The sequence below is a fragment of the Ruegeria sp. C12 genome (assembly GCF_056537745.1).
This window is the reverse complement of sequence record NZ_JBQFSA010000001.1, coordinates 34,234-54,221: the sequence shown is the minus strand read 5'-3', so window position 1 is coordinate 54,221 and position 19,988 is coordinate 34,234. Positions and strand designations below refer to the sequence as shown.

Here is a 19,988-nt window from a genome sequence, read left to right as displayed (position 1 = left end):
TCGTTGATTTGACGTCAAATCACACGCAAACTGAAACTCAGTTACAGATTCGCGATCTTGGGAGGGATGCGAATGTCCAACTGGTTTGCCGACGCAAGCGCGCGGATAAACTCTGTCATCGAGGGGATCGTTGCCGCGCTGATGCTGGCCCTGGTTCTGGATGTCTGGCTGGGTGTCATCGACCGCTATTACTTTCACTGGCAATTGCCGTGGCCCGAGGTGTTGGCGCGGTACCTGATGATCTGGGCGGCGCTGCTGGCGGTGTCCTCGGGGATTGCGCGGCGCGATCACATCGGGCTTACGGCGTTTGTCATGGTGCTGCCGCGCCCGGTTCGGCGTGTCCTTCTGATCGTGATGGACATTCTGGCGCTGGCCCTGTTCCTGTATGTCGCCTGGTTCGGCATCAGCTTTGCCCAAAGCGGAGCGCCGAGGCAGGCCATGATCTTCGGCGCAAGCCTTGCCCCGTTCTATGCAGCCATTCCTGCGTCAGCGGCCCTGTCGGCGGTGCAACTGGTGCTGGTCCTGTTTCGGGATCTGGGCACTCAGATCGACGAACCACCTTTTCCCCATGAGGTGGAGGATATGTCGTGATCGTCGCCGTCACATTTGTCGCCCTAATCCTGTTTGGAATGCCCATCGGGTTCGCCATTGGCCTGGCCGGGGTCGTGGGCCTGATCGACATGGGCGGCACCCAGTTTCTGGCCATCGGGCCCAGCAAGGTCTTCAACGGGCTCAACATCTTTCCCTTTCTCGCCATGCCCTTTTTCATTCTGGCGGGCGAGATCATGAACGACATCGGGATCACCAGCCGCCTTGTGAAGCTGGCGCAGGTTCTAGTGGGTCGGTTTCGCGGCGGGCTGGCCCATACGAACATGCTGGCATCGGTGTTCTTCGCGGGTCTGACAGGTTCGGCCACGGCGGATGCGGCGGCCTTTGGCCGGACGCTGGTGCCTGCCATGGTGAAAGAGGGCTACAGGCGCGACTATGCCTGCGCCGTCACGGCAGCGGGGTCGATCATTGGCCCGACCATTCCGCCCTCGGGGCTGATGGTGGTCTATGGCTCGCTTATGGGTGTGTCGATTGCCGGTCTGTTCGCTGCCGGGGTCTTGCCCGGACTGGTGATCTGCCTTGTGTGCATGGCTGTCATCGCCATCGGCGGCAAGCGCGAGAACCTGCCCAAAGCCCTGCGCGGTGCCACCCCGCGCGAGGTCTGGGAGACGTTCGTATCTTCGCTGACCGCTCTGGCGATGCCGGTGATCATTCTGGGCGGCATATTGGGCGGTATTGTTACTCCAACCGAAGCTGCCTCGATCGCCGTCGCCTACGCGCTGTTCATCGGTATCTTTGTTTACCGGACGCTGACGTTCAAAGGCTTTTACCGGATGCTGGTGCGCACGGCGCGTATCACCGGTGTGATCTTTGTCATTATCGCCTTCGCGGGCATTCTGGGCTGGTGGATGAGCTTTGAGCGCATCCCGCAACTGATCGCCGAAACCGTTCTGGGCCTGTCCGACAACCGGTATGCCGTCATCGCCATCATCATCGGGCTGTTGCTGATCGTCGGCATGGTGATGGATATCACCGCGATCCTGATCATCCTCGCCCCGGTTCTGGTGCCGCTGACACAGCAGGTCGGGCTCGAGCCGATCCATGCCGGGATCATTTTCGTGCTGGCCCTGAATATCTCGCTGATGACGCCACCTGTGGGGGCCTGCCTGTTCGTGTTGTCCTCGGTCACGGGTGAACGGCTGGAACGGATATCGCTGAAACTCTTCCCGTTTCTGATCGCGGAAATTGGCATCCTCTTTGTCTTTGCCTTCTGGGAAGACACGGCCCTGTGGCTGCCCCGGATGTTGGGCTTTGCCCAGTGACGAACTCATCAAAACCAAACCAACAGGAGAAGTAACATGAAGAAACTGCTCACAACCGTCGCGATGACAGCGACCATGATGGCCAGCACGGCGCTGGCCGAAGGTGGTGTCATCAAGTTCGGCCATGACAACAAGACCGACCCGTTTGAAAACCCGGCACATGCCTGTACGGCGGTGTTTTCGAACCTCGTGACCTCGGGCACCAATGGCAGCGTGTCGGTTGAGGTGTTTGGGTCGAACCAGCTGGGATCGGCAGCCGAGCATGTGCAGCAGGTGCGCGACGGGATCATTCAGGCGACGCTGACCTCGACCGGTGCGTTGGCCAGTTACTACCCGCGCATCGATGTGCTGAACCTGCCGTTTGCCTTCAACGGCAATGCCGCGACCTATGAGGTGTTCGATGGCGAATTCGGCGAAGCTCTGGCCGCCGATATCGAGGCCGAACTAGGCGATGTTGTCGTGCTGGGTTTCCCGGATACCGGAGGTTTCTTTGCCGTCACCAACTCGCAACGGCCGATCGCGGACCTGAAGGATTTCGACGGCATCCGTATCCGCACCATGACCCTGCCGTCACACCAGAAGATCGTGCAGGCGCTGGGGGCCGAGGCTTATCCGCTGTCCTGGGGCGAGGTCTATTCCGGGCTTCAGACCGGCGTGATCGACGGACAAATGAACCCGGTTCCGATCATCTCTTTCGCCAACTTCGCCGAGGTGCAGCAATACCTGACACTGACCAACCACCTGTTCTCGCCCTATACTTTCATGATCAACCGCGCCTTCTTTGAAAGCCTGTCCGAGGCTGAACAGGCCACGATTCGCACCGCCGCCGAAAACTGCGTCACCGCCAGCCGTGGCCTGTCGCGCATCATCGAAGCGTCGGATCGCGGGCTTGCGGGGCTGATGGACCAGATTCAGGTGACCGCGCTGAATGACGAACAGCGCGCCGCGATGGCCGCAGCAACGCAGCCCGCGTTCGAGGCGCATGTTCAGGAAAACCTCGACGACAAGGCCAATGAACTGCTGACAAGCTTCAAGGCTGCGGTCGATGGCGCCAACAGCGCCTCGTATCTCGACTGATCCTCCCAGACTGCCGGAGACAACCGGCAGCACCTTATGTCGGGGGCCGCGATCCGGCCTCCGACCTCACCAGCGAATTGGAATGAACATGCGCGTCTTTTGTGCGTCCCTTGCGACCGAAACAAATACGTTTTCCCCCCTGCGCACGGATTTCTCGGATTTTGAGCAGAGCTTTTACGCACCACCCGGCCAACACCCCGAGACGCCCACCCTGTGCAGTGCCGTGTTTCCGGCGTTGCGGAAACGGGCGCAATCCTGTGGGCTGCAGCTGATCGAAGGCACCGCCACCTGGGCCGAGCCCGGCGGTTTGCTGAACAAGGAAACATGGCAGCGGCTAAAGCAGGAAGTGCTGGATCAGGTCAAAGCCGCGCTCCCGTTGGACGGGGTCGTTCTGGGGCTGCATGGCGCGATGATCGCCGAAGGGTGCCTGGATTGCGAAGGTGTGCTGATCGAAGCCATTCGGGACATTGTCGGGCCGGATACGGTTATCGGCGCCAGTTTCGACCCGCACAGCCATCTCAGCCGGAAACGGGTCGACAATGCGGATGTCATCACCGTGTTCAAGGAGTTCCCCCACACCGATTTTGTCGAAGCGGGCGAATCCTGCGTCGACCTGACCCTGCGCGCGATCAAGGGCGAAATCCGGCCCGTCATTTCGGTTTATGACGTTCGGATGCTGGATGTCCTGCCGACCAGTCAGGAACCCATGCGCAGTTTCGTGGACCGGATCAAGCGGATGGAGACCGAAGGCGAGGTTCTGTCGGCCTCGGTCATTCATGGCTTCATGGCCGGGGACTCGCCGGATTTGGGGGCCAAGATCATCGTGCTAACCGACAATGACCCGTCCAAGGCAGATCGTATCGCCCGCAATCTGGGGGCAGAGCTGTTTTCCTTTCGGGGTCAGACCAAGCCAGACTACCTTACCCCTGCCGAGGCCCTGTCCAAAGCGGCTCAGGCCCCGCGCGGTCCTGTCGTTGTGGCCGATGTCTGGGACAACCCCGGCGGCGGCGTGGCAGGCGATTCAACCCTGATCCTCGAAGAGGCCATCGCACGCAATATGACCTCGATCGCTTTTGGCACGATCTGGGACCCGATGGCCGTGCGCCTGTGTCATGCCGCAGGTGAAGGCGCGGAGTTCGATCTGCGCTTTGGCGGAAAAACCTCGGCGTTGGCGGGCAATCCAATTGACGCCACGGTCAGGGTCCTGCGCAACCAGCGCAACGCGGTTCAAAGCTTTGGCGCATCGGTTGTTCCGATGGGCGATTGTTCAGTCATTCAACTGGGCGGGATTCAGGTGGTTCTGAATTCGAACCGCAGTCAGGCATTTTCGCCCGATCTGTTCACCAATCTGGGTATCGACATCTCGCAAAAGAAGGTGCTGGTGGTGAAATCGACAAACCATTTCCACGGCGCGTTTTCCGACGTCGCAAGTGAAATCATCTATGCCGCCGTCGAAGGCCCCTATCCGAACGATCCGACCAAGACGCCCTACAAAAATCTGACACGCGCGATCTGGCCGATTGTCGAAGACCCCCACAAGGAGGCCGCAGAATGATCTTTCCCGAAATCGACACTCCGGCGGTTCTGATCGATCTGGACATCGCCGAGGCCAATATCGACCGCTTTCAGGCCCATTGCGCGAAATACGGGCTGGCCGTGCGGCCCCATATCAAAACGCATAAGCTTCCCTTGCTGGCCAATCGGCAAATGCAGGCCGGGGCCATTGGCATCACCTGCCAGAAGGTCACCGAGGCCGAAGCGATGATTAGTGAGGGTGGCATTGACGACGTGCTGATCACCTACAACATCCTCGGTGACACGAAACTGTCCCGCCTGCGCGCGCTGGCTGAGAAGACGCGCCTAACCGTTGTGGCCGACAACACGGAAACGGTAGACGGGCTGTCGCGGTTTTTCGCGGATACCTCCAAGCCATTGGGCGTGCTGGTGGAATGCGACACGGGTGCCGCACGCTGCGGCGTGACCTCGCCCGCGCAGGCGTGTGAACTGGCCCGTTACATCGAGAACAAGCCCGGCCTGACGTTCCGAGGTCTCATGACCTATCCGCCGGTTGGGCAGGAAGGCGCGGTTCAGGACTGGCTCAGCACGGCAAAAACCCGGATCGAACAGGCCGGGCTGACGGTCAGCGTGATCTCGAACGGCGGCTCTCCGGGAATGTGGCGGGCGCAGGACGTACCGGTTGCGACCGAATACCGGATCGGCACCTATGTCTACAACGACCGCTCGTTGCAGGCGCGGGGTATTTGTACTTGGGATGAGTGCGCCCTGAGCGTTCTGACCACTGTGATCTCGGTTCCTGCGCCTGACCGCGCCGTGATCGATGCCGGGTCCAAAGTGCTGACATCCGATCTGCTGGGGTTGGAGGGGCACGGATATGTTTTGGGCCGACCAGACATTCTGGTTCAGGGCCTGTCCGAAGAGCACGGCGTTTTGAAAGCCGACAAGATCAACCTCAAGGTTGGCGACCGCCTTTGGATCATCCCAAACCACGCCTGCGTGGTGACCAATATGGTGGATCAGGTCGAATCCGTTCGCGGCAACAGCCACCTTGGTCCTTTGCCGGTCGTCGCACGGGGGAAAGTGCAGTGATGCGTTGGGGACGGCGCGATGAGTGACCTGATCTGTCTGGGCGAGCCCCTGTTTGAACTGAACGCCCAACCGGACGGCACGTTCCAAAGCGGCTTTGGTGGCGATGTCTCGAACGTGGCGGTGGCGGCGGCCCGGCAGGGTACTAAAAGCGCACTGATCTCAAGCGTTGGGGCTGATCACTTTGGCGAGCAACTAAAGGATTTATGGTCACGCGAAGGGGTGGATCATACCCATGTGGCGCAGGTCCCTGATGGTGAGACCGGTATGTACTTTGTCTTCCACGACGAAGGCGGACACTGGTTCGTCTATCGCCGAAAGGGTTCTGCCGCGAGCCGGATGACCCCGCGCGACGTGCCCGAGGAAGCCATCGCAAATGCCGGGATGTTCTATACCTCCGGCATCAGTCTCGGGGTGAGCAACGAGCTGCGCGCGGCAACGCAGCACGCCATCCGCACCGCGCGCGCCGCTGGCGTCCCGGTTGCCATCGATCCCAATCTGCGCACAGCCCTGTGGCCGCTGGAACAGGCGCGCGCGGTCACGCATGACGCAATGCGAAACTGCCGGATCGCGTTACCCGGACTGGACGACGCACGGCAATTGACGGGTCTTCACAGCCCCGCAGACATCATCGGTTTCTACCATGATCTAGGGGCTGAAATCGTGGCCCTCACGCTGGGGTCGGACGGCGTCGCGCTGTCGCAAGGTGACGGCATCCACAGCTTGCCCGGGTTCAAGGTCGATGCCGTAGACGCCACCGGAGCCGGTGACTGTTTCAACGGCATTTTCCTGTCCACCTACCTGCGCACCCAGAACGCGCTGACATCCGCCGAGCTTGCCAACCGCGGCGCCGCACTGTCGACCACGGGCTTTGGCGCCGTCGCCCCCATCCCCTACCCAGATGAGTTAACAGAAGGAATAACCTGAATGTCTGAGAAAACAATCCAACGCCTGGGCGATGACAGAACCGGAGCAGGCGGCCAGCCACTACCCTTTGCGCCCGCAGTCCGGGCCGGGGACTTCGTGTTCATCTCGGGCCAGGTCGCGATGCAGGAAAACGGCGAAATCGAACCCGGCGGCATCGAGGCGCAAACCCGAAGAACCATGGAAAACCTGATCGCCGCTCTGGCACTTGCCGATTGTACGCTGGAGGACATCGCCAAGGTCGGCGTCTGGCTGGACGATCCACGTGACTTCTGGACCTTCAACAAGGTCTACGCGAGCTATTTCCCCAATGGCGGCCCCGCCCGATCCACTGTCCGCTCGCAAATCATGGTCGACGCCAAAGTCGAGATCGACGCGGTTGTTTATAAGCCGGTTGGGTGATCCGTAGACGGGCCAGATTGCAGGAAGCCGACGTTCACAATACCTTCGCTACTTTGGCGTCAAACTTGAAGATGCACTTGCAATCGCAAAAGCGATTAAAATTTCGCCAAACATGGATGAGCATTGGCACAAGAGACTGGGCGCGTCTGAGCGCGCCCAGTTTCGTCAAGTCGCGACGTGCGACACGTCTTTGTCAGGCGAGTATATGTCCAAGATGTTCCAGTGCCCGGTCGTTGGCGTCGGGTTGTTGATCATTGGCACGTCGAGCACGGTTGGCTTGCCGCTGGCGATTGCTGCTTCCAACGCGGGCAACAACTCATCAGCGGCGCTCAGCCTATGCCCTTCCGCACCATAGGCCCTCGCAATCTCGGCATAGCCCGGTCCGTTGGCGGGTGCGGCAGCTGATCCGGGGAAGGTTGTGCCATAGGTCAGACCGTAATGCGCCTTTTGCAGACCTGCGATGGTGCCGAAGGCGTTGTTGTTCATCACCAGCCAGATGATGCCCAGATCAAGTTCGACCGCCGTCGCCAGCATCGAGGGGTTTTGGCCGAAACCACCATCGCCAACCAGGCTGATCACCACGCGATCGGGTGCTGCCAGTTTCGCGCCGATCGCGCCCGGAGGGCCGAAACCCATCGTTGCGAATCCGCCCGGTGTCAGGATCGAACCGGGGGTCAGGATATCGAATTGCTGGCCAACTCCGTTTTTGTTCCAGCCAACGTCCGTGGTGATGATGGCGTCCTCGGGCAGGGCCTTGCGCGTATCCGCCAGAATGCGCTCGGGCATCATCGGAAAGGCTGCTGAGGTCGCCATGTCCACGTTGCGCGCTTTGAACTCCGTTCGGAATTCAGCGATCTTCTGTTCCAGCGCGGGGCGGTTGAAGCCGTCGGGATACATCTCGCGGGCAACGCGGGTCAGAACGCGCAGTGCGGCTTTGGCATCTGCGACCACGCCGATCTCGGTGGGATAGTTCCGACCGATCTCCTGCGGTTCGATGTCGATATGAATGACCTTTGAGCCGGGAATGTTGAACGTATAGCCGGGGTACCAACTGGAGCAATCGGCTTCTTTGAACCGGGTGCCCACGGCAAAGATGTAGTCCGCATTCAGGCAGGACTGGTTGACCAATTCGGTGCCCCAAAACCCGGTCATTCCCAGCACAAGCGGATGGTCGTCCCGCAATGCGCCCTTGCCCATCAGGGAATGCGCGACGGGCAGACCCATATGTTCGACAAACTCGCGCAGCTCCTCGCTGGCCTGCGCCAGAAGGATACCGCCGCCGACATAGGCAACCGGGTTTTCGGCCTGCGCCAGCGCTTCGACAATTTCTCGCGCTGTTTCATCGTCAATCGACGGTTTCTTGAGAGCGCGCGTGTTATTAAGGATACGGTCGAAACTGTCCGAGGGGATCACTTCAGAGAAGATGTCCATCGGCACATTGACCAGCACCGGCCCGGGCTGGCCGCTTTCGGCCAGATGGAACGCCTTTTCCAAGATTTCGGCCATCAGGTCCGCGCGATCCACCCGCCAGGCACGTTTGACAAAGGGGCGATAGATCTCCCACTGGGCCGCATCTGCGTGCAGGTTCACCTCCTGATGCGGGTGTTTACCATAGTAATGCGTTGGAATGTCGCCTGCGATCACGACCATAGGGATACAGTCCAAGGCCGCGTTGGCGACCCCGGTGGCACAGTTTGTCAAACCTGGGGAGAGGTGTGACAACACCACCGAGGCCTTGCCCGTCACGCGGGCATAAGCGTCTGCCGCGTGGCTGGCGATTTGTTCGTGCCGCACCGTGACGAAATCAATCGGGCTTTCGGCCAAAGCGGCCAGAACCGCGATATTCGTATGTCCGCACAGGCCGAATACATGCTTGACCTCACGGCGTTCGAGAAAGTCAACGATATGTTCGGCAACGGTTTTGCCTTCCAGTTTCGCTCCGTCCATCATGCGACCTCCTGCCCGTAGAACTCACCGAACAGGTCCGGTTCCGAGGGGCGATCCTCGGGGATCGGACGGCTGACCCAGGTGTAGTTCATCATGTGTTTCATGGTGACGTTTTCATTGGTGATGTTGCCGCCCCAGATGCCGCAACCCAGACTGCTGGTCATGGGCATACCGTTGGTCCATGCACCGGCGTTGGCCTTGGATTGCGGTTGCCGCACCATCATGCGGCTGACCGGAGCCAGACGCGCCAACCGGTCGATATGATCGTCATTGTGGCTGTAGATGCCGCAGGAATGGCCCTTGCCCCCGGTGTTGTAGATCTGGCTGACCGTTTCCAGCGCGTCATCGAACGTGTCGAAGTGATAAAGCGCCATCAGAGTGGTCAGTTTTTCCCTGGAGAACTTGTGCTGCGGCCCGATTTGCCCTTGATTTTCGACCATCAGAAACTTGCGATCTTCGGGGATCGAGAACCCGGCAACTTTGGCCGTTTGCTGCGGCGGACAGGCGATGGTCGGGAACGTGCGGTTGCCCTTTTCGTCCCACATGGCTGCTTCGAGCATGGCCTTCTCTTCGTCCGAACACAGGTAGCCACCTTCGGCTTCAAGCGCTTTGACCATATCGTCGTAGACCGAGCGCTGGATGATGATGTTGCCGTCGGCTGAACAACCGGACCCAAAATCAGAGGTCTTTGATATACGCGTGTTCTGCGCCGCGATATCCAGATCGGCTGTCTCATCGATGACGATGGAGGAATTGCCCGCGCCGACGCCATAGGCCGGACGTCCGGAACTGTAGGCCGCTTTGACCATGGGCTTACCGCCCGTTGCCAGAGTCAGGTCGCAAATCTCCATCAGATGTTGCGTCAATGGGATCGACGGTTTGCGAATGGATTGAAACAGGTCTTCGGGTGCGCCTGCTGCTCGACAGGCTGCGCGCATGACCTCGACCATTTCAAAGGTGGTGTGGGCGGTTCGTGGGTGTGGGCTGAAGATGACCGCATTCCGGGCATTCGCGGCGGACACGCCAGTCACCGGCGGTGTCATCGCCGGGTTGGTCATGGGGATCAGGGATGCGATCACACCGGCGGGTTTGGCGTATTTCACCAGCCCTTTTTCTTCGTCGACTTCGACGATCCCGGTCGACGGCGTGCGCAAGACATCACGCAGTACCATATGGATTTTGAACCGTTTCGCAGGGCGTCCTTCACGATCTCCGATACCGCTTTCGTCCACGCCCTGCTGGGCCAGACGGGTAAAGGTCTTCTCGTTCCCCGCATACCACGCAATGGCCTGAGACAGGCGGTCCAGCCTGTCCTGATCCCAATCCTCGATCTCGGCCATGGCAGCGCGGGCGCGTGCCAGCATGTCGCCCGCCATGTTGCGGTCGTTTTCAGTGAGCTCTTTGCCCATGGTGATCCTCTTGGTGTTTTAGAATGGCTGCATCGGGCATACGGCGCTGTGACCGCGCCTCGCCGAATGTTCGCTTGGCGTGGCTGAGACAGCGACGCGCGTGTTCTTCATATCCCAACTCGGCAACGCGGCTTTGGTTGGGCAGTTCGATCGAATAGTCGACGGGCGGCATCCGTTCGATGATGCCGGTGAAATCGATCCAGCCCTCGCCGGGATAAAGCCGCGCATCGCGGGCCAGCTGGATCATGCCCTCGCGCGTATCGGCGATGCCGGGCAGGCAGTCTGAGATATGCAGGAAGTGAAACAGGTCCGAGGGGACGTGCAACAACTCCCCCAGATCCACGCGACTGAGGTGCAGATAGAGCGTATCGACCAGAATACCGCCATTGGGTTGATCGGAAGCGCGGACAATATCCAGCGCCTCATCCAAGGTGCGCAGGCGGGAAAAGCTTGGAAACTCAAGGTCTACGGTCAGCCCGTAGGGCGCGGCCAGTTCGCAGGTTTCGGAATAGACGTCGATCAGAAAGTCACGATCATCACGGGTGTTGGTCCACGCGCTCATGATCATGCGCTTGGCGCCCAGTTCCCCGCCGATCTCCAGAGAAGGCTCAAAACTGCGCGGGTCAACATCTTCGGTGATGCGCGCAATCTCTATATCCAGAACCTTTAGGCCAGTGGTAGAAAGAGCAGTTTTGGTGGCCTGCACCTGCGCCTTGTCGATCGGGGATTGAGTGAATTCACCGGGCACATGCATCGGAATGAACCGGGGGCTGACGGCATCGTACCCGGCCCGCGCGGCGATATAGACCAGCTCGGGCGGCGTACAGCCAATCAGCGTCAGATGCGCCAAGGAATAGAGAGAGGGGCTTGCGCCAGCCTCTTCGGGTTTCACCATGAATGACAGCTCCACGTGTCTGCGAATCTAAAATTCATCACACGTAGTAAAAAATATCTGATATTTTTAAAAATATCAACTTTTAATGCTGAGTAGAAAATGAAAACGCCCGGACAACGGCCCGGGCGTGTTTGACCTTAGTGCTGGCAGGGCTTTAGATGGTGACCCAATCGCCTCCGGACTGGTGAGAGCGCACAGAGGCATCAATGAATCGGACACCATCCGCGCCTTGTTCAACACTGGGGTAAGTAAGCCAATTGGCCGGAATCGCGACACCATCCCGGCGCGCGGCCACGGCTATGGCAAATTCCGTATAAAGGTTGGCCCAGGCTTCGATAATCCCTTCGGGGAAGCCACGCGCGGTCCGGACCAGACGTTCCGCACCGGGGCCGATGCCGTGCCCGTGACCTCGACTGAGGATACGGTCCGGCTCACCAAACCGATTGAACTTCAGCCGTTCCGAGTTCTCAAGGTCCCACTCCAAGCCCCCTTCGCTGCCGAAGACCCGCAACCGCAACCCGCCCCGGTTTCCGGGGGCAAGGCGCGTTGCCATCAAGGTTCCCGGAACCTCGTTTTGATAGCGGGTGAACATGAATACCGTGTCTTCCAAAGGCTTGGGCGCGCCGCAGACATGGAACTCGGCCCGCAGATCGGTCATGGGCAGGCCCGAGACAAAACTGGCAAGATGCGCGGCGTGGGTGCCGATATCGCCGACACAGCTGGTCGGACCTGAAATCTTGGGGTCCAGCCGCCATTTGACATGAGGCGCATCGGCCACATCTTCGGGTGTCATCCAGTCTTGCATGAACTCAACATGGATCTGGTTGGTCTTGCCGATGCCGCCTTCGGCCACGATTTGTTTGGCCTGCCGGATGACCGGAAAACATGACATCGCATAGCCGACGGCAAAAACCTGCCCCGTGCGCGCGGTGATCTCCTCAAGCCCCTCTGCCTCGGCGACTTCATTGGTCAGGGGCTTGTCGCACAGCACGTCAATACCCACCTCCAGAAAGGCTTTGGCCGCGTCGAAATGAACGTGGTTCGGGGTGGTGATCATCACCGCGTCCACACCATCAGGCCGTGCCGCCTCGGCCTGCGCCATCTCGTCGAACGACGCATAGCACCTGTCTGCTGGCAGGAACCACTCGGCCCCGCGCGCCTTGCTGCGCGCAGCGTCAGAACTGAGCGCACCTGCGGCGACCTCCCACCGGTCAGTCATCCGGGCCGCCGTTGCCTGCGTGACCGAGATACGCCCACCGCCAACAACGCCCAGCCGCAAACGGCGAGACAAGCGGGGGAAAGGACCGTCAAAATTCAGGGTTTCGGGTAGCAGTCGCTCAGCCATTCTGAACCTCCATGTCCGGGGCCCGTGCGCCTTCGGGCAGGATTTCAACCGCCATGAAGATGCTGGGGGTGATCGTCTCGTACTGATGCCAGGGATAGTTGCCTTCGGCGTCATACATCGGCTTGTGCGTCGTGCCGGGGGCCATGAATTCTTCGAGATAAAGGGTTTCAACGTCCCGTTCGCGGCATTGCTGCATTTTGCCAAAGCCTACGATTTGCGTATGCACTTCGCGAAACCCCGGAACCGGGCAGAACGGATGATCCTTATGCAATCCGACATTCAGTGGAACTGAGCCCGAGTGGTACATGGTCAGTCCAACGTTACCCACGAAGACCTTTGGCGACATGTAGTGGCTGACACCGCGCAGACGCTCTTCCTGGCGAACATCAAAGGCTGAAGGCCATGTATCCTTCACCCATGCGAACAGCGCATTGTCATCGGCGTGGGCGTCGAAACCATGAACAATGACCGCACGTTCCACGTTTTGGACGGTGCTGTTCTGCACGATCACCGACGAAAGCGGCGCAACGGTCTGATCCTCGACCGCGAGGTCCCTTCCCCCGAGGTTCAGAACAATGGCACGACCCTCGACAGATACTCTGTCTTCATCAGTGATGTGCTGGACGCGAAAGAATGGCTGTGCAAAGTCGAGTGTCTCAATCGGCATGGACCAGCTCCTTCCTCTCATCGTTCAGGAAATCGAACGGCAGAGGTGCAGGCGCTTCGCATCGGCTTTCTATTGTCTGGTAGGCACCGAATTTCGGTGCCCGTTCAATCGCGTCCATGACCTCGAACACGTGGTAGGCCAGCGCACCACTTGCACGGGGTTGGCGTCCTTCTTGTGCCGCCAGGGCAAGATCCAACAGGCCGAGGCCACGGCTGTCTTCGTTAAACCCGTGTTTGTTTTCGACCACCTGCCAGTCTTCGCGACCGGTTGGACGAGGCTGATGAGACCAGCGCGAGGTCTCCCGCGTTTTCAGCCAGACATCCCCTTGAAAGATATTGGCACCATGAACCGGGTCAGGGTCGGGGATGCTGATGGTCCCGTCTTCACCATAAATCTCGAACCGGGGCGCTTCGCTGTCCCAGATGTCGAAGCTCATGGTCATCGACCCGATTGCGCCGGATGAGAACTGCAGCAGGCTCAGGGAGTGTGTGTCGACCTCGACATCCATCCATTCGCCGTTGCGCGGGCCATTTTCGATCATCCTTTTGTCGAACGTGCGTCGCGCCATTCCTGCGACGCGGTCAACGGGACCAAGGCAACAGATCATGGCAGTCAGGTAGTATGGCCCAAGGTCCAGCAAGGGCCCGCCACCCGCCTTGTAGTAGAAATCCGGGTTGGGATGGTGGCGTTCTGTCCCGTGGGTACCGACATGGGCGAAAACCCCTGTTGGATTCCCAATCGCGCCTTCATCGATCAACCGACGAACGGTCTGCCAACGACCGCCCAGAAACGTGTCGGGCGCGCAGCCGACCAGCAGCCCCTTTTGTGAGGCCATGTGCAGGATCGCCTTGCCATCCGTTCGATTCATAACCAGCGGCTTCTCGGAATAGACGTGCTTGCCCGCCTCCAACGCACGCAGGCTGATTTCGGCATGGGCGGCTGGTATTGTCAGGTTCAGAACGCAGTCAATCGTTGGATCATCGAACACGTCATCCGGCGTGCAGGCCCTGGAGATGCCGTATTGATCCGCCTTGGCGCGGCTTTCCGAAGGATTGAGGCTTGCACAGGCCACGACCTCGACGTTCGAAAATTTTGATAGTGTTTTTAGATAGATATCGCTGATACGACCACAGCCGATAAGGCCGACCCGGAAGGATTTCGATGTCTCAATTGTCATCATTCCTGTCTTCGTAGAGGGGTAAGTAATTCGGGGGCATGGGCCCTTTGTTGCGCCCGCCCTGCCCCATCTGTTCCCAGGTGTGGGCGAGTATTCCAACCGAGCGGGACAGGCAGAACAGCCCCCGCGACAGGGGCGCGGGAAAGCCAAGTTCGCAAAAGATCACCGCCGTTGCACCGTCGATATTCATGGCGATGGGCCGACCGCCGCGTTGGCGGCCAAGCTCGGCCTGCACCTCTTCTCCGATATCGGCAAAGCGGCCGGAAACCGTGCCTTCTGCCGCCGCATCACGAACAAGCTGCATCAGCCGGGGCGCGCGTGGGTCGACGGGTTTGTGGAACCTGTGGCCAAAGCCCGATACGATCTTGCCGTAGGTCTCGCGCCAGCTGTCCAGACCGTCCCGAACCGCGTCATTCAACGAAGCCCCCGCATCCATGCGGGCGGCGATATCATAATACAGCTCGGCGCATTGCTCCCCTGCCCCGCCATGTACATCGCCCAGCATGTTCACCGCAGTCGCCATCGCGTTGTTGAGACCAACCCCGCAGGTCGCAGCCATACGCGCCGCCGCGATCGACGGGGCCTGTGGGCCGTGATCCACGCCTGCGACCAATGCAGCCTCGAACAAACGCGCCTGCGCGTCGCTGGGCAGATCGCCCCGCACCATCAGCCAGATCATCTGCGGGAACGAGACGTTCCCGATCAGGTCCTCGATAGGATAGCCACGAAAAGCGATCTGGCCGGGTTTCATGTCGATGATCGAGGTTCGCCACCAATCGCGGACCGCGCGCTCATCATTTGTCATCTGTGTGGTCATTGCGTCTGCACCTCTTTCACCGCTTGGGTTTTGCTTTGTGCAGCAAGGCGAATGGGCGCGTTGCGCGCGCCGTACCCGGCATAGCCCATGCGGCGTTCAACAATTTCGAAGAAGAAACCGTTAAAGATGGGGCGGCTGTAGATCTGAAAATACTCGGCACCCGTTGCCCGGTCGTAAAGGATGTTGCCCTGACGCATCTGGGCGATCAGATCGTCATCCAACCCGAAAGTCGCTTGCAGATCGGCGTAGTAGTTTTCCGGAATCGTCAGGCTGGGAAAGCCGGACTTGCGCAATTGCGCCGAGGTTTCAAATATGTCGTCCGACTGAAAGGCGATGTGCTGAACGCCCGCCCCAAAGCCATCTTCAAGGAATGAGGCCGCCAGAGTCCGACGACCAACGGCCCCGTTCAGGTTCAGGCGCACTTCGCCCTCGGGGCTTTCGATAGCCTGGCTTTGCACAACACCCGACGGGTCGGCGACGTTCACGATGGGCGACTTTGCCATCTCAAAGGTCGAAATGTAGTAGAGCAGCCAGCTTTGCATCTCATCGTGGCGCATGGTCTGGGCCAGATGGTCGATGCGACGCAGACCGGCGGGTTGGGTCGCCTTTGTTTTCGCAACCGGCTCGAATTCGATATCCCACACCCGATGCAGATCGGATTTCTCATCGATAAAATGAACGACGTTACCACCGACACCCCGAATGGCCGGGATATCCAGCTCTCCGGTTCCTACCGGCTGCGAAAAATCCGGGGCCCCCAGCGCGGTAGCCCGCTGAACCGTCTGATCCGCATCCTTGACGCGCAATCCCATGTCACAGACCGATGGGCCGTGGCCCAGCAAGGCTGAATGGGCGAAACCTTCCTTTTCGGTATTCACCACGATGTTGATCGCGCCTTGCCGCCACAGCTCGACGGATTTGCTGACGTGCTTTCGCTCCATTCGAAAACACATGGCTGACAGCATGTCTGCCAGCTGCGCACCGCTTACCTCGTCGGCTGTGAATTCGACGAACTCAAAGCCTGACGCATAGACACGTTCGGGCAGTTTCGGGATGCCATAATCTGCGCTTGGTTCGGTCCGCGACACTTCATCCAGAAGGTTTACCAGCGACCTGTAGCTGTCTCGGGCCAGTGTGCGACCTCCGGGTTGGGGGGCCGCCTCGTTGACGCGGGCGATGGACCAGGGCCCCTTGTACCCGGCGCGGGACAACACCCGCACAAAGCCCGCAAGGTTCAGCGCCCCAAGCCCCGGCAAAAGCCCAAAGTGCCGTTTGAGCCTGCGAATATCCATCTCAAGCCGGGGCGCGTCGGACAGTTGTACATGGAACAACCGCTCTCCGGGGGTGTCCCTAAGACGGGCTGGTTTGGACCCGTCGGCAAGCGAGAAAAATGAGTTCAGGGCCAACCCGAAATGAGGGCTGTCAATTGCCTCGACAATGCGTAACGCCTGCTCATCCGAGTGAACAAGATCGGACCATGGCAAGCCCATATAGGCCAGACGCAGCCCTATCTGTTTGGCAATTTCGGTCGCCTCGCCAAGGTCCGCGATCACCTGTTCTTCGGTGGCATCAGTGCCCACTTCGAACGCGGACCCCACAAGCAAAAGATCTGTGCCCAACGCATCCATCAGATCGAATTTACGCCTTAGCCGGTCAAAGGCGCGTTCCCGCCCCGGGCCGGTCTGACCTTCGAGGTTATGGAACGGCTGCAGCAGGCAAATCTTCAGACCGAGGTCCGACGCAATATCGCGGATGTGCGAAGGCGGCCCGTCAAACGCGGTCAGGTCAGGTTCGTGCAACTCGACGCCGTCAAACCCAGCCCCGGCGATGGCATGCAGTTTCTCTGCCAGATCGCCGGGTATGGAGGTTGTCGAAACCGACAGGCACATTACCCCTGATACCCGAACAGACGCGGCAACCACAGGACCAGATCAGGCATCAACATCATGATCATCAGCGCGAAGATGAGCACCGCCAGAAAGGCCCAGATTTCCGAGATGATTTCGCGCAGCGGAATGTCCGTCACGGCGTTGATCACGAAAAGCAGAATGCCATAGGGCGGCGTGATCAGACCGATCATCGAGTTCACGACGACCAGCACTCCGAAATGCACCAGATCGATCCCAAGCGCCTCGCAGGTGGGAATAAACAGGGGCACGATCACCAGAATGATCGTTGTTGCGTCCAGCACGCAACCCAGCGCAAGGATCAGCAGGTTAACCAGGATCAGGAACACAATCGGGCTAACATCCGAACCCTCCAGCAGGGCCGAAATCGACTGTGGAATCTGTTCCTGAATGACGATGAAGTTCAGGATGAACGCACCGCCAATGACCACGCCCACAGCGGCGGAAGACCGCGCGCTGTCGACGAACACCTGATAAAGGCCACGGAAGGTCAGTGCGCGGTAGAACAATGCGGCCAGCAGCAGGGCGTAGAAGGCAGCCACGGCGGCGGCCTCGGTCGGCGTGGTGACGCCGCCATAGATACCATAGAGCAGGATCGCGGGCATAAGCAGTGCGGGGAACGCATTGGCAGTTTTTGCGGGCAACTCGCGCAGCGGAACAGGTTCTTCCAGTGCAAAGTTCCGCTTTCCAGCCAGATAGTAGTTCATCGCCATCAGGACGACGCCCATAATCAGGCCCGGCAGAATACCGGCCAAAAACAGCGAGCCAATAGAGGCTTTCGACACCAGCGCGTAAAGGACCATTGGAATCGAGGGCGGAATGATCGGGCCGATCGTCGCCGACGCCGCGGTAATAGCAGCGGCATAACCTCTGCTGTAGCGGCCATCCTTGGTCATCATCTCAATGATGATCTTGCCGATCCCTGCCGCATCCGCAACTGCCGAGCCGGACATGCCCGAAAAGATCAATGACGCCACCACGTTGACATGCCCAAGACCGCCCTTGAACCGCCCGACCGCAGCGACGCAGAAGTTCAGCAGACGGTCCGTGATCGACCCCGCATTCATGATATTGGCGGCGACGATGAACAACGGCACGGCAAGCAGGATCGTGCTTTTGTAGAAGCCTTGCAGGATCTTCTCACCCGCAAGCGCGACGTCCAGACCAGCGACACCCAGATACATCAGTGACGCCAACAGGATGGAATAGCCGATAGGTGTCCCGATGCCTGCCAGAACAAAAAGGGTCAGCAGGCAGGAAAGAAGTTCAAAGCTCATTTGCTTGCGTCCTCGTCGTCTTCCACGTCAACGCGGGGATGATCGTCGACCACGTTAAATCCCACGACCATTTCAAGTTCGGTTTTGGGTGGGCCGTTGCGCATGATGTCGAAGAACAGCCATGCATAGCGTGCGGCTACGACCAGCATGAACACGGCATAGATCGAAAACACCGTGCGCAGCGGTACCTTCTCGCCCGAGAACGGGTTGCGAACCGTCGCGGTCTTGCGGATTTTCATCCAGTCGATGTAGTCCCAGGTCGGCAGAAAGCTGTAGAGCATCCCAATAACGATGGCGGCGGCTGCGAGCATCGCAAAGACCTGACGGACACGTCGGGGTACCGACAGGTAGATGATGTCGAACTTCACATGATCCCGTTCACGTACGATGAAGGCGCAGCTGAAAAAGATCACCCAGACCCAGAGGATGCCGATCAGTTCAAGCGTCCATCCGGCGGGGGTAAAGAAGTACCGCAACAGAATTTGCAGAAGGAAGATCAGGAAGATTGCCGCCAGCATCCCGCCGGCAATCGCTTCGGTCAGTCGGGAGAACCCCTTTATGAAGCCTTTCATGGTGGTTCTCCCTTCCGTGATTGGTCTTAGTTGCCCAGCGCGTTGATCTGTTCCAGAACGCCGTCCGGCCACGACCCCGCAAACTCGCTTTCAAGATACATGGACTGAACCTGATCGCGGAACGCGGCCAGATCGGGCTCATAGACTTCCATGCCCTGCTCTTTCAGGAAGCTGACCAGATCCTCTTCCTTCTGAAGCTGCTTCTGGCGACCCGATTCAGCCGCTGCATCCGCAGCTTCCTGAACCTTGGCCTGTTGTTCCGGCGTCAACCCGTCCCAGACCTCTTTGCCGATGGCGATGTAGTTCAGGTCGACCAAGTGGGACGTCAGGATTATCTGATTGGTCACTTCGTAGAACTTGGCATCCACCACGGTCGGCAGCGGGTTGTCCTGGCCGTCAACAGCGCCGGTGGACAGCGCAGTATAGACCTCGGAGAACGCCATCGGAGTTGGCGCAGCACCCAGCGCCTTGCCAAGGAACTGCCACGCATCAGTACCCGGCATCCGCAAGTTCACGCCTTCCAGATCGGCCGGGGTTGTGACCGTCAACTCATCCTTGGGCTGGCGCAGGTTCACCTGACGACGACCCAGATACATGACCGACAGTAGTTTGACGCCCAACTCGTCTTCAGCCTTTTGCTTGAAGGCATCCATAAGGGGATCGTTGAAGACGGCCACCTGATGCGCCGCGTCCTGATGGACATAGCCGGCGGTAAAGATCGAAAACTCGGGGAAGAACTGTGCCAGTTCCTGCGCCGAGGTGATCGACATCTCCAGATTGCCCCGGCTGATGGCGTCCAGCTCGGTGCCTTGCGCGAAGATGGTGCCGTTATAGCTGGGCTCATAACTTGCGAAATCGGCGACCATGGGCGCAAAAACCTCGGCCATGGCGACCGAACGCTGGTCGGTCTCCGATCCCGACGTTGCCATTCGAAGTTGCACTTTGTCTTCAGCCAGCGCACCATTTGTTGCACTGAACAGAACACCGGTTGCGACCAGGGCTGATACAGCAGCCCGGCGGGTAAGTTTGGTAATCACTTTGCTCCTCCCTGAGACATCATGATGTTTTTTTGACGATTCCGAGTTTTGACCTATTTT

18 protein-coding genes are annotated in these 19,988 nt (G+C 59.3%); 7 read left to right on the top strand and 11 right to left on the bottom strand.

Annotated elements, in window-relative coordinates:
* Positions 1-72 precede the first annotated feature (72 nt).
* From ACR0C9_RS00260 to ACR0C9_RS00230, 7 genes are all read left to right on the top strand, one after another.
* Complete coding sequence (locus ACR0C9_RS00260; RefSeq protein ID WP_170452963.1) at positions 73-591, top strand: TRAP transporter small permease; 519 nt, start codon at positions 73-75, stop codon at positions 589-591.
* Positions 588-1,871 (top strand): TRAP transporter large permease, encoded by a 1,284-nt coding sequence (locus ACR0C9_RS00255; protein ID WP_480780116.1) that lies wholly within the window; start codon positions 588-590, stop codon positions 1,869-1,871. The genes ACR0C9_RS00260 and ACR0C9_RS00255 overlap by 4 nt, the downstream gene beginning before the upstream one ends.
* A gap of 36 nt (positions 1,872-1,907) precedes the next feature.
* The gene (locus ACR0C9_RS00250) at positions 1,908-2,948 is read left to right on the top strand and encodes a TRAP transporter substrate-binding protein (RefSeq protein ID WP_170452967.1); all 1,041 of its coding nucleotides are present in this window, start codon (positions 1,908-1,910) and stop codon (positions 2,946-2,948) included.
* A gap of 88 nt (positions 2,949-3,036) precedes the next feature.
* Positions 3,037-4,503, top strand: a complete 1,467-nt coding sequence (locus ACR0C9_RS00245) for a M81 family metallopeptidase (RefSeq protein WP_480780115.1) — start codon at positions 3,037-3,039, stop codon at positions 4,501-4,503.
* The gene (locus ACR0C9_RS00240; RefSeq protein WP_480780114.1) at positions 4,500-5,555 is read left to right on the top strand and encodes a D-TA family PLP-dependent enzyme; all 1,056 of its coding nucleotides are present in this window, start codon (positions 4,500-4,502) and stop codon (positions 5,553-5,555) included. The genes ACR0C9_RS00245 and ACR0C9_RS00240 overlap by 4 nt, the downstream gene beginning before the upstream one ends.
* A gap of 18 nt (positions 5,556-5,573) precedes the next feature.
* Positions 5,574-6,479, top strand: coding sequence for a sugar kinase (locus tag ACR0C9_RS00235; protein WP_480780113.1), 906 nt, complete (start codon positions 5,574-5,576; stop codon positions 6,477-6,479).
* Positions 6,480-6,878, top strand: coding sequence for a RidA family protein (locus ACR0C9_RS00230; protein ID WP_170452974.1), 399 nt, complete (start codon positions 6,480-6,482; stop codon positions 6,876-6,878).
* Positions 6,879-7,043: 165 nt separating this feature from the next.
* Here ACR0C9_RS00230 and ACR0C9_RS00225 read toward each other — a convergent pair whose 3' ends face one another.
* From ACR0C9_RS00225 to dctP, 11 genes are all read right to left on the bottom strand, one after another.
* Complete coding sequence (locus tag ACR0C9_RS00225; RefSeq protein ID WP_170521479.1) at positions 7,044-8,825, bottom strand: thiamine pyrophosphate-binding protein; 1,782 nt, start codon at positions 8,823-8,825, stop codon at positions 7,044-7,046.
* On the bottom strand, positions 8,825-10,234 hold the full coding sequence (locus ACR0C9_RS00220) for an aldehyde dehydrogenase family protein (RefSeq protein ID WP_170521477.1): 1,410 nt from the start codon (positions 10,232-10,234) through the stop codon (positions 8,825-8,827). Before ACR0C9_RS00220 ends, ACR0C9_RS00225 begins: the two co-directional genes overlap by 1 nt.
* Positions 10,215-11,129 carry a sugar phosphate isomerase/epimerase family protein gene (locus tag ACR0C9_RS00215; protein WP_170622708.1) on the bottom strand — a complete coding sequence of 305 codons (915 nt, stop codon included), beginning with the start codon at positions 11,127-11,129 and terminating at the stop codon, positions 10,215-10,217. Before ACR0C9_RS00215 ends, ACR0C9_RS00220 begins: the two co-directional genes overlap by 20 nt.
* 154 nt (positions 11,130-11,283) lie before the next feature.
* The gene (locus ACR0C9_RS00210) at positions 11,284-12,474 is read right to left on the bottom strand and encodes a Gfo/Idh/MocA family protein (protein ID WP_480780112.1); all 1,191 of its coding nucleotides are present in this window, start codon (positions 12,472-12,474) and stop codon (positions 11,284-11,286) included.
* Positions 12,467-13,141 carry a hypothetical protein gene (locus tag ACR0C9_RS00205; RefSeq protein ID WP_480780111.1) on the bottom strand — a complete coding sequence of 225 codons (675 nt, stop codon included), beginning with the start codon at positions 13,139-13,141 and terminating at the stop codon, positions 12,467-12,469. Before ACR0C9_RS00205 ends, ACR0C9_RS00210 begins: the two co-directional genes overlap by 8 nt.
* A complete protein-coding gene (locus ACR0C9_RS00200) occupies positions 13,131-14,318 on the bottom strand; it encodes a Gfo/Idh/MocA family protein (RefSeq protein ID WP_480626425.1) in 1,188 nt (395 codons plus the stop codon). The genes ACR0C9_RS00205 and ACR0C9_RS00200 overlap by 11 nt, the downstream gene beginning before the upstream one ends.
* Positions 14,308-15,123 (bottom strand): citryl-CoA lyase, encoded by an 816-nt coding sequence (locus ACR0C9_RS00195; protein ID WP_480780523.1) that lies wholly within the window; start codon positions 15,121-15,123, stop codon positions 14,308-14,310. Before ACR0C9_RS00195 ends, ACR0C9_RS00200 begins: the two co-directional genes overlap by 11 nt.
* Positions 15,124-15,131: 8 nt before the next feature.
* Positions 15,132-17,024 (bottom strand): bifunctional sugar phosphate isomerase/epimerase/4-hydroxyphenylpyruvate dioxygenase family protein, encoded by a 1,893-nt coding sequence (locus tag ACR0C9_RS00190; protein ID WP_480780110.1) that lies wholly within the window; start codon positions 17,022-17,024, stop codon positions 15,132-15,134.
* Positions 17,024-18,319 carry a TRAP transporter large permease gene (locus ACR0C9_RS00185; RefSeq protein ID WP_008755425.1) on the bottom strand — a complete coding sequence of 432 codons (1,296 nt, stop codon included), beginning with the start codon at positions 18,317-18,319 and terminating at the stop codon, positions 17,024-17,026. The genes ACR0C9_RS00190 and ACR0C9_RS00185 overlap by 1 nt, the downstream gene beginning before the upstream one ends.
* Positions 18,316-18,891, bottom strand: coding sequence for a TRAP transporter small permease subunit (locus tag ACR0C9_RS00180; RefSeq protein WP_170521464.1), 576 nt, complete (start codon positions 18,889-18,891; stop codon positions 18,316-18,318). The genes ACR0C9_RS00185 and ACR0C9_RS00180 overlap by 4 nt, the downstream gene beginning before the upstream one ends.
* A gap of 26 nt (positions 18,892-18,917) precedes the next feature.
* The gene (gene dctP / locus ACR0C9_RS00175; RefSeq protein WP_480780109.1) at positions 18,918-19,928 is read right to left on the bottom strand and encodes a TRAP transporter substrate-binding protein DctP; all 1,011 of its coding nucleotides are present in this window, start codon (positions 19,926-19,928) and stop codon (positions 18,918-18,920) included.
* Positions 19,929-19,988 lie beyond the last annotated feature (60 nt).